The organism is Burkholderia sp. Ac-20353 (assembly GCF_017104785.1).
Taxonomy (GTDB): domain Bacteria; phylum Pseudomonadota; class Gammaproteobacteria; order Burkholderiales; family Burkholderiaceae; genus Burkholderia.
This window is the reverse complement of record NZ_JAAGPL010000269.1, coordinates 1-9,650: the sequence shown is the minus strand read 5'-3', so window position 1 is coordinate 9,650 and position 9,650 is coordinate 1. Positions and strand designations below refer to the sequence as shown.

General features: G+C 69.3%; 7 protein-coding genes and 1 pseudogene. 3 read left to right on the top strand and 5 right to left on the bottom strand.

All coding sequences use genetic code 11. The features are described from left to right. From G3N94_RS37265 to nagA, 4 genes are all read right to left on the bottom strand, one after another. Nucleotides 1-1,326: PTS transporter subunit EIIC (locus G3N94_RS37265; protein WP_205799229.1), on the bottom strand; the 1,326-nt coding region annotated here is incomplete at its 3' end. Nucleotides 1,327-1,448: 122 nt separating this feature from the next. Next, nucleotides 1,449-4,031: a phosphoenolpyruvate--protein phosphotransferase gene (gene ptsP, locus G3N94_RS37260; protein ID WP_205799228.1), complete on the bottom strand. Its 2,583-nt coding sequence runs from the start codon at nucleotides 4,029-4,031 to the stop codon at nucleotides 1,449-1,451. A gap of 16 nt (nucleotides 4,032-4,047) precedes the next feature. Beyond that, on the bottom strand, nucleotides 4,048-5,073 hold the full coding sequence (locus G3N94_RS37255; RefSeq protein ID WP_205799230.1) for an SIS domain-containing protein: 1,026 nt from the start codon (nucleotides 5,071-5,073) through the stop codon (nucleotides 4,048-4,050). Beyond that, the gene (gene nagA, locus G3N94_RS37250) at nucleotides 5,066-6,169 is read right to left on the bottom strand and encodes an N-acetylglucosamine-6-phosphate deacetylase (protein WP_205799227.1); all 1,104 of its coding nucleotides are present in this window, start codon (nucleotides 6,167-6,169) and stop codon (nucleotides 5,066-5,068) included. Before nagA ends, G3N94_RS37255 begins: the two co-directional genes overlap by 8 nt. 411 nt (nucleotides 6,170-6,580) lie before the next feature. On the opposite strand from nagA, the gene G3N94_RS43060 reads away from it, so the two are divergent. The 3 genes from G3N94_RS43060 to G3N94_RS37240 all read left to right on the top strand — a co-directional run bounded on the left by G3N94_RS43060 (nucleotide 6,581) and on the right by G3N94_RS37240 (nucleotide 9,062). Continuing rightward, complete coding sequence (locus G3N94_RS43060; RefSeq protein WP_277398599.1) at nucleotides 6,581-6,715, top strand: hypothetical protein; 135 nt, start codon at nucleotides 6,581-6,583, stop codon at nucleotides 6,713-6,715. A 116-nt stretch (nucleotides 6,716-6,831) separates the two neighbouring features. Then, a complete protein-coding gene (gene hpnI, locus G3N94_RS37245; RefSeq protein ID WP_241022293.1) occupies nucleotides 6,832-7,977 on the top strand; it encodes a bacteriohopanetetrol glucosamine biosynthesis glycosyltransferase HpnI in 1,146 nt (381 codons plus the stop codon). Between the two features lie 44 nt (nucleotides 7,978-8,021). After that, entirely contained in the window at nucleotides 8,022-9,062 is a 1,041-nt protein-coding gene (locus G3N94_RS37240; protein ID WP_346778770.1) for a lysylphosphatidylglycerol synthase domain-containing protein, read from the top strand. A 52-nt stretch (nucleotides 9,063-9,114) separates the two neighbouring features. Here the strand turns inward: G3N94_RS37240 and G3N94_RS37235 are convergent. After that, nucleotides 9,115-9,594: pseudogene (locus tag G3N94_RS37235) on the bottom strand (error-prone DNA polymerase); the annotation flags it as partial. Between the last annotated feature and the right edge of the window lie 56 nt (nucleotides 9,595-9,650).

Below are 9,650 nucleotides of genomic sequence, written 5' to 3'. Positions count from 1 at the left end.
ATCGACGACGCTCAGACGCAGGCGCGTCGTGCATGCGTCGACTACCGTCAGGTTCGCGGCGCCGCCGAGCGCGGCGATGTAGCGCTGCGCGCGCGGCGCGGTGGCTGCGGTGGCTGCGGTGGCTGCGGTGGTGGCGGTGGCGGCGACAGCAGCCGCGGCCGGTGAAACGTCGACACCCGCGCCGAGCGACTCGGTCGCCGCGTCGGCCGTTGCAGGCTCGCGGCCCGGCGTCGCCATGTTGAACTTGCGGATGAAGAAGCGGAACAGCCCGTAGTAAGCAACGCTGTATGCGATGCCGAGCGGAATCGCGATCCAGCCCTTCGTCGACAGCCCGTAGTTCAGCACGTAGTCGATCGCGCCCGCCGAGAACGTGAAGCCGAGCTTCACGTCGAGCAGCTGGCAGATCGCGAGCGACAGCCCCGTCAGCAGCGCGTGGATCACGTACAGCACCGGCGCGAGGAACATGAAGCTGAATTCGATCGGCTCGGTCACGCCGGTCAGGAACGACGTGAGCGCCATCGACAGCAGCAGGCCGCCGACCACCGCGCGGCGCTCCTTCGGCGCCTCGTGCAGCATCGCGAGACACGCGGCCGGCAGGCCGAACATCATGATCGGGAAGAAGCCGGCCATGAAGGTGCCGGCGGTCTGGTCGCCCGCGAAGAAGCGGTGCAGGTCGCCGTGCACGAGCTCGCCGCCGGCCGGCGGCGTGAAGTTGCCGAACACGAACCACGCGAGCGAGTTGAGGATATGGTGCAGGCCCGTGACGAGCAGCAGCCGGTTCAGGAAGCCGAACACGAACGCACCGATCGCACCCGCGGTCGTCAGCCACTGGCCGGCCGCATCGATCGCGTGCTGGACCGGCTGCCACACGTAGCCGAACACGATGCCGAGCAGCACGCACGCGAGGCCGGTGGCGATCGGCACGAAGCGCTTGCCGCCGAAGAACGCGAGGTAGTCGGGCAGCTTGATGTCCTTGTAGCGGTTGTACAGCAGCCCCGCGACCACGCCCGCGATGATCCCGGACAGCACGCCCATGTTCAGCTTCGGATCGATGTCCTTCATGATCGCGGTTTCGATCAGGTAGCCGATCGCACCCGCGAGCGCCGCGACGCCGTTGTTGTCCTTCGCGAAGCCGACCGCCACGCCGATCGCGAACAGCAGCGGCAGGTTGTCGAAGATCGCACCGCCCGCGTCGGCGATCATCTTGATGTTGAACACGTCCGGCTGGCCGAGACGCAGCAGGATGCCGGCGACCGGCAGCACCGCAATGGGCAGCATCAGCGCGCGACCCAGGCTCTGTATCTTCAGAAACGGATTCCCGTCCATTCAGTCCTCCTATCCTTGTCCCATTGATCAAGGGTGGGTGCACGCATGGCGCTTCCATGCATGCACCGCCCCTCCTTTGATATTGAAACCGTTGAAACGCGTTGCGAGTCCGCCGCCGACGCTCAGTCGAGCGGCCAGATCTCGCGGCTTGCTGCCCTTACCGCCTGCGCCGAATCGAGTGCGAGCAGATCCTGCGCGCGCTGGCGGCACAGCTGGTAATCGAGTCGGCGCACGCGCGCCTTGATGCCCGGCACCGATACCGGATCGACCGACAGTTCGGTCACGCCGAGGCCGACGAGGATCGGCACCGCGAGCGGATCGCCGCCGAGCGCGCCGCACACGCCGACCCACTTGCCGTGCTTGTCCGCGCCGCGCACCGCGATGTCGATCAGGCGCAGCACGGCCGGATGCAGGCCGTCCGCCTGCGCGGCCAGATCGGCCTGGCAGCGGTCCATCGCGAGCGTGTACTGGGTCAGGTCGTTGGTGCCGATCGACAGGAAGTCCGCGTGCTGCGCGAGCTGGTCGGCAAGCAGCGCCGCCGACGGCACCTCGATCATCACGCCGACCTCGATCGGCTCGGTGCGGCCCATTGCGTGCGCGAATTCGTCGATGCGCTTGCGCAACCGCACCAGTTCGCCCGCGTCAGTGACCATCGGCAGCAGGATCCGCACCGCGCCGAACGGCTTCACCGCGAGCAGGCCCTGCAATTGATCGTCGAGCAAATCGGGGCGCACCTGCGCGAGACGGATGCCGCGCAGGCCGAGCGCGGGGTTCGGCTCGGGCGGCAGCGTCAGGTAGTCGACTTCCTTGTCCGCGCCGACGTCGAGCGTGCGGATGATCGCGGTGCGGCCCTGCAGCGCGTCGACGATCGACTGGTAGCTGTCGCGGTGCTCGGCCGTCGTCGGCGCGGCCTGGCGATGGATGAACATCAGCTCGGTGCGCAGCAGGCCGACCGCGTCCGCGCCGTTGTCGACCGCGGTGTTCGCGTCGTCGAGCGTCGCGATGTTCGCGGCGACCTCGATCGCGCGGCCGTCGGCCGTCGCCGCGGCTTCGCCCGCGGTCTGGCGGTTCGCTTCGCGTACGCCGGCAAGACGCTGGCGCTCGTGCCGCGCGCGCTCGACGTCGAGCGCGGTAGGTGCATGTTCGAGACGGCCCGCGCTCGCATCGACGACGACCTGCGTGCCGTCCGGAATCGCGTACAGCGCATCGCCGACCGCGACGAGCGCCGGAATGCCGAGCTGGCGCGCGATGATCGCCGCGTGCGACGTCGCGCCGCCGCGTGCCATCACGAGCGCCATCACGCGTTCGCGATCGAGCGACGCGAGATCGGACGGCGTGAATTCCTCGGCGGCCAGCACGGCCTCGTCGGGCAGCGTGCGCGCGGCACGGTTCACATGGCCGAGCGCGCGCAGCACGCGCTTCTCGATATCGTGCAGGTCCGCCGCGCGCTCGGCGAGCAACGCATCGTCGAGTTTCGACAGCGTGTCGATCTGCGTGCGGATCGTCGCGCGCCACGCGTAGCCCGCGCTCTTGCCGAGGCTGATCAGGTCGCGTGCCGCGTCGATCAGCGTCGGATCCTCGAGCAGCACGCGATGCACCGCGAAGATCCCTGCTTCACCGATCGCGCCGCGCGCCGACGCGTTGCGCACGGTGATGTCGAGTTCCGCGTCGACGGCTTTCAGCGCCTGGTCGAGCTGACGGCTTTCCGACGCGGGCGTGCCGCTCGCCTGCTCGGGCGGCATGATCTCCGCATCGTCGACGCGCACCAGCGTGCCGACCGCAATGCCGGGCGCCGCGCACACGCCCGCGAGCGTGTTTGGTTCCACTGGTGCGCCGGCGTTGCGCACGACCGCCTGCGGTGCAGGCGACAGCGTGCGCGCCGGCTTTTCGTCGACTTCGCCATGCGCTTCGCGCAGCAGTTCGTTTGCGACCGCATCGACCGCCTGCTGCGCCTGCGCGCCGCGTCCGACCAGCTCGATCGTCGCCTGTTCGCCGGCGCCCAGGCCGAGCAACCCGACCACGCTCTCGATCGGCGCCTTGCGGCCGTCGTAGTGCACGTCGACGTGCGCGTCGAGACCGCGCGCCGCCTCGCGCGCCCGCGCGGCCGGCCGCGCGTGCAGGCCGCCCGGCTGCGTCAGCCGAATCGCGCGGCGCACCTCGTTCATCGCCGCGGCGCCGGCCTCGGCCGCCTGCACGGCCGCTTCGCCCTTGCCGCGCAGCGTGAGGAGCGGCGTCTCGCCCGCCGTCGCGGAGCCTTGCGCGCGATCGATCACCTCGAACGCATCGGAATTCGCGATCGCGATCACCGACACGAGCGAATGCGCGCTGCGCGCAACCGCATCCTGGTCGAACTCGATCAGCAGGTCGCCCGCGTCGACGCGCGCGCCGGCCTCGACCCGCGCGGTGAAGCCCTGGCCGTTCAGCTCGACCGTGTCGATGCCGATGTGCAGCAGCACTTCCGCGCCCTGCGGCGTCGTGATCGTCACCGCGTGGCCCGTGCGCGCGAGGTGCGACACGATGCCCGCGCACGGCGCGACGAGCTTGCCGGCGAGCGGGTCGATGCCGATGCCGTCGCCGAACATCCCGCCGGAGAACACCGGATCGGGCACGTCGGCCAGCGGTACGATCGGCCCCGTCAGCGGGGCCAGCAGAACGATCTGCTCGTGGGTGGGGCTCTTCAACTGGGACTCCTCGGCGCGTCTCATCGGCGTTCTCGGCTCATCAATGCGTTTCGGTGACTTTGTTCAGGTGGCGCGGCGTGTCGGGATTGCGGCCGCGCGCGACGGCGAGATGCGCCGCCATCACGTAGAACGAAAGAATGGCGGCGATCGGGTCGAGCGCCGAATGGGCAGACTGCGCGAGCGGCAGCACGGTGCCGGATACACCCGAGATGCCGGGCGTGCCGGCCGGTGCGGCAAGCAGCACCGCGGCCCCGCGCGCGCGCATGTCGTCCGCGAGCTGCAGCAGGCCCGCCTGCTCGGGGCCCGGCGGCGCGAACACGAGCAGCGGGTAGTCGCGGTCGATCAGCTCCATCGGGCCGTGACGGACTTCGGCGCTCGAGAATGCCTCGGCCTGGATGCCGGACGTCTCCTTCAGCTTCAGTGCGGCTTCCTGCGCGATCGCGAGGCCAAGGCCGCGGCCGATCACGATCATCCGTTCGACGTCGGCGAGCGCCGCGACGGCCGGCGACCAGTCGAGCGCGCCCGCCTGCGCGAGCACGTCGGGCAGCCCGCGCAGCGCGGTCACGAGCGCCGCGTCGCGCTGCCAGAACGCAACGATCTGCGCGGACAGCGACAGCATCGCGATGTAGCTCTTGGTGGCCGCGACCGACAGTTCGGGGCCGGCCAGCAGCGGCAGCTGGTGCTCGCATGCGTCGGCGAGCGGCGACGGCAGCACGTTCACGGCGGCGACGGTGCGCGCGCCCGCTTCGCGCAGCGCGGCCATCGTATTGACGAGATCGGGGCTCTGGCCCGACTGCGAGAACGCGATTGCGAGCTGGTCCTGCACCTTCAGCGGCGCCTGCTGCAGCGTCGCGACCGACATCGGCAGCGACGCGACCGGCACGCCGAGGCGGCTCATCGTCAGGCTTGCGAAATAACTGGCCGCGTGATCCGAACTGCCGCGCGCGACCGTCAGCGCGACGGCCGGCGGATGCTCGATCAACTGGCCGGCGAGCGCTTCGACGCGCGCGGTGTCGGCGAGCTGCGCGGCGACGACCTGCGCGGACTCGCGCGCTTCGTTAAGCATATTCGACAATCGATTCTCCTTCGACATAGGTCGCGGTGAGGTTCAGGTCGCGATCGAACACGACGAGGTCGGCCCATGCGCCGCGCGCGATGCGGCCGCGATCGGCAATGCCGAGGTAATCGGCTGCGTAGCGCGACATCCGGTTCGACACGTCGGCAATCGGCAGGCCGAGCGACACGAGATTGCGCAGCGCCTGGTCCATCGTCAGCGTGCTGCCCGCGAGCGTGCCGTCGGCGAGCCGCACGCCGCCGAGGCACTTCGTCACGTGCTGGCTGCCGAGCCGGTATTCGCCGTCGGGCATGCCGGTCGCCGACGTGCTGTCGGTCACGACGTACAGGCGCGGGATCGCGCGCAGCGCCGCGCGGATCGCGCCCGGATGCACGTGCAGCAGGTCGGGGATGATTTCCGCGTATTCGGCATGCGCGAGCGCCGCGCCGACGAGGCCCGGGTTGCGGTGATGCAGCGGCGACATCGCGTTGAACAGGTGCGTGAAGCCGCACGCGCCGTGCTTGAGCGCGGCCACCGCGTCGTCGTAGGTCGCGAGCGAGTGGCCAAGCTGCACGCGCACGCCGCGCGCGGCCATCTCGCCGATGATCTCGATATGGCCGGCGATTTCCGGCGCCAGCGTGACGACACGGATCGGCGCGATCGACAGGTACTTCAGCACTTCGTCGAGCACGGCCGACACGGCCGCGTCCGGCTGCGCGCCGAGCTTGCCGGGGTTGATGTACGGTCCTTCGAGGTGCACGCCGAGCACGCGTGCGCCACCCTGCGTGCGCGAGCGCGCGACGCTGCCGAGGTTGCCGACGACCTTCATCAGCTCGTCGCGCGGCGCCGTCATCGTCGTCGCGAGCAGGCTCGTCGTGCCGTACTGCGCGTGCGTGCGGGCGATTGTCTCGATCGCGTCGCCGCCTTCCATCACGTCGGCGCCGCCGCCGCCGTGCACGTGCAGGTCGATGAAGCCGGGCAGGATGTACGGCGCATCGTTCTTCGCGGGATCGGCGCTCGTGCCGTCGAGCGCGGTGATGCGACCGTTCTCGCAATCGAGCGAGCCGTGGATCCAGCCGTCAGGGGTGAGGATGTTGCCAGTCAGCATGACGTTCTCTTGATGATCGGGTGACGGACGCGGGCCGTCGAGAGTGAACGAATTATATAACCACAATAGTACCAGTCAACGAACTGGTATTAGCGTCGTAAAAATCGCCGGAAGCCTTGCCCAGCAAGCGTTTTAGTTGCGTCAAATCCTTTGTTTACAAAGCACTAAGAGGTAGGGATTTACCCGGATCGGTATGCAAATGGACCGTTGCCGTAGGGTTGAGAAGCGTGGAAATGAGACCTAAATAGAACCAATTCGGCCGATTGGTATGGTTCGCGTACGTCGGCGAAACAGCTGACGGGCCGACAGCTCGACCGGTTCCGCTTCGACTGCGCCGGTTCGTGACACACGGTCGACACGCATGTCGGACGAGAATCGCTCCTCGTCACGTTTCCCACGACGATCGAGTTCATGTCCGACGACGACGCCTTCACCGACCTCAAGCCGTGCGCCGCGCGCAGCGCCGCCAAACTCCGCGGCACCTCCGGCCCCGGTCTGCCGGGCGGGACGACGAAAACGTTCCCGCCGACGGACGACGCACGATGAACGGATCGCAAGCCAGAATGCAAGGCGGCAGCGTTCGCACGGGTGGTGCGGCGCTGGTGGCGGCGGCAGTCGCGATCGCGGCGGCCGCGTTCACGGGAATGACGTTCGGCGTCGGCATGCTGCTCGCGCCCCTTGCCGACCTGTTTGCGTTCGCCGCGCTGTTCGGCATCGTCTACACGTTGATCGCGGCATGCCTCGTCAGCCGCTTTTTCGCGCGCGACGCGATCGTGCCCGAGCGCTTTCCCGCCATCACGATCGTGAAGCCGCTGCACGGCGACGAATGGCATCTCGAGGAGCATCTCGCGAGCTTCTTCGAACACGACTATCCTGGTCCGGTCCAGTATCTGTTCGGCGTGCACGACGCGAAGGACGTCGCGTTGACCGCGGTCGACGCGCTGCGGGTGCGCTACCCCGATGCCCATGTGACGATCGTCGCGGACGCGCGCCTGTATGGTCCGAACCGCAAGATCGGCAACCTCGTCAACATGCTCGAACAGGCGGAGCACGACGTGCTGTGCTTCGCGGACAGCGACGTGCGGATCGGCCCCGACACGTTGCGCCAGATCGTCGGCGCGCTGCAGCAGCCGGGCGTCGGCCTCGTCACCTGCGTGTACCGCGGCATGTGCGCACCGGGGTTCTGGCCGCGCGCGGCCGCGGCATCGACGAATTACCTGTTCCTGCCCGGCGTCGTCACGGGCCTCGCGGCCGGGCTCGCGCGCCCCTGCTTCGGGCAGACCATCGCGATTACGCGTGCGACGCTCGACGAGATCGGCGGTCTCGCGCAGTTCGCGCATCATCTGGCCGAGGATCATGCGCTCGGCGAAGCCGTTCGCGGCATCGGCGCGAGCGTCGCGATTCCACCGACGCTCGTTGGACACGCGTGCGTCGAGACGACGTTCCGCGAACTGTTCCTTCATGAGCTGCGCTGGAGCCGAACGATCCGCGCGGCTGACCGGCTTGGGCATCTCGGCTCCGCGCTGATGCATCCGCTGCCGTTCGCGCTGCTCGCGGCGCTCGCGTCCGGCGGCGCGCCGCACGCGTGGGCGCTCGCCGGTATCGCGCTGCTCGCGCGCTTCGCGCTCAAGTGGCAAACCGACCGGGCGATCGCGCAGCCGTTCGCCGACCCGGCCATGCTGCCGCTGTCCGATCTCATTCAGTTCGCGGTGTTCGTCGCGAGCTTCTTCTCGTCGCACGTGATCTGGCGCGGGACGCGCTTTCGCGTCGACCGGCACGGGCTGCTGTCGAAGGCAGGCGAGCCGTGATCCGCCGGACCTTCCGGCGCAGCGCGGGCGCCGAAGCGGCGCGCGTGCGCCGCGACACGTGGGCCCGGCATTCCGGGCGGGCAGCGGCACTCGTCGGGCTGGCGATCGCGGGATGGTTGATCTGGCGCTCGCATCCGCTCGACATCCTGCATCGACTGCTGACCGCTGGCGCCGGGCTGGCGCTCGCGGCGCTGGCTCACATCCTGCCGATGCTGGCGAACGCGTGGGACTGGCGGCTGCTGATACGCGGTGCGCGCCGGCCCGCCTTCGCGGCCATGCTGAGGCTCGTGTGGATCCGCGAATCGATCAACGGCTTGCTGCCGGTCGCACGGATCGGCGGCGAGATCGCGTCGTTCGGGCTGCTCCGGCGCATGGGCGTGCGGCCGGCGACGGCGGCGGCGAGCCTCGTCGTCGACATGCAGCTCACGCTGATCAGCCAGCTGGTGTTTGCACTCGCCGCGCTCGGCTACGTGCTCTGGAACGTGCCGTCCGGCATCGCTCACGCGGCCGCGCAGCTCGCGCTCGGCGTGGCCGCGCTCGCGCCGTTGCTGCTGCTGTTCGCACTGGTTCAGCACGTTCGGCCTTTCGAGCGCACGATGCGCGCGATCAACCACGTGACGAGCGGCAAGGTCTATGCGCTCGTCGGCGAATCGGCGCGTACCGACCTGACGATCCGGCTGCTGTGGCGCAAGACGGATGTGGTCATGTCCTATCTCGCGATCTGGCAAACGCTGCAGTTTGCGGGATACGCACTCGAGATCTGGATCGCGCTCCACTTTCTCGGCGCGCATCCGACGTTCGTGCAGGCGCTCGTGATCGAGGCGCTGATCCAGTTCGTCAGCAGCGCCGCGTTCCTGATGCCGGGCGGCCTCGGTGTGCAGGAAGGCGGCTTCGTGCTGATTGGCGGCCTGATCGGTTTCGATCCGCCGACCTGTCTCGCGCTGGCGGCGTCGCGACGTGTGCGCGATCTGTTGTTTTACGTTCCGGGGCTGCTGGTCTGGCGGCTTGCCGCCGTGTCCGGGCATCGCGGCGGTGTCGCGAGCCGGGACACGCTGCACGCGCATGAGCCGGGTGAACCGCGTTAGCGCCTGTTCACGCTCATGACGAGCTTGCGGCGCACGCACCCGATCGCGCGCGTCAGTGGAACTCGCGGCTCGACGTGCGCAGGCCGCCAAGCAGCGGCGTCAGGTCCTCGAAATGCTGCGCGACGAGGTGCCGCACGTCGCTCACGACCTGCCACACGCCCGACGCCGCGAGCAGCCGCGAATCGAGCGTCTCGCGGCGCTGCCGCGCGAGCAGCTCGGGCCGGACGATGAGGTTCACGCAGCCCGTTTCGTCCTCGAGCGTCATGAACATCGTGCCCTTCGCGGTGCCCGGCATCTGCCGGGCCGTCACGAGCCCGCAGGCGCGTGCGAGCCGGCCATCGGGACGGTCGTGCAGTTCTGCCGCGGACGACAGCCGCCGCGCGCGCAGCACGGGCCGCAGCAGCGCGACGGGATGGCGGTTCAGCGTAAGGCCCGTCGTGTGGTAGTCGGCGAGGATATCGTCGGCCTCCGACGGCGCGCCGAGCGCGGGCCGCTCGGGCTCGTCGATCGGCGCGGCCGCGAGCAGGTCGCGAGATCGGAAGGGCGTCGTGGAGGGAAAGAGGTGCGGGACTGGGTTACGTCACGGGG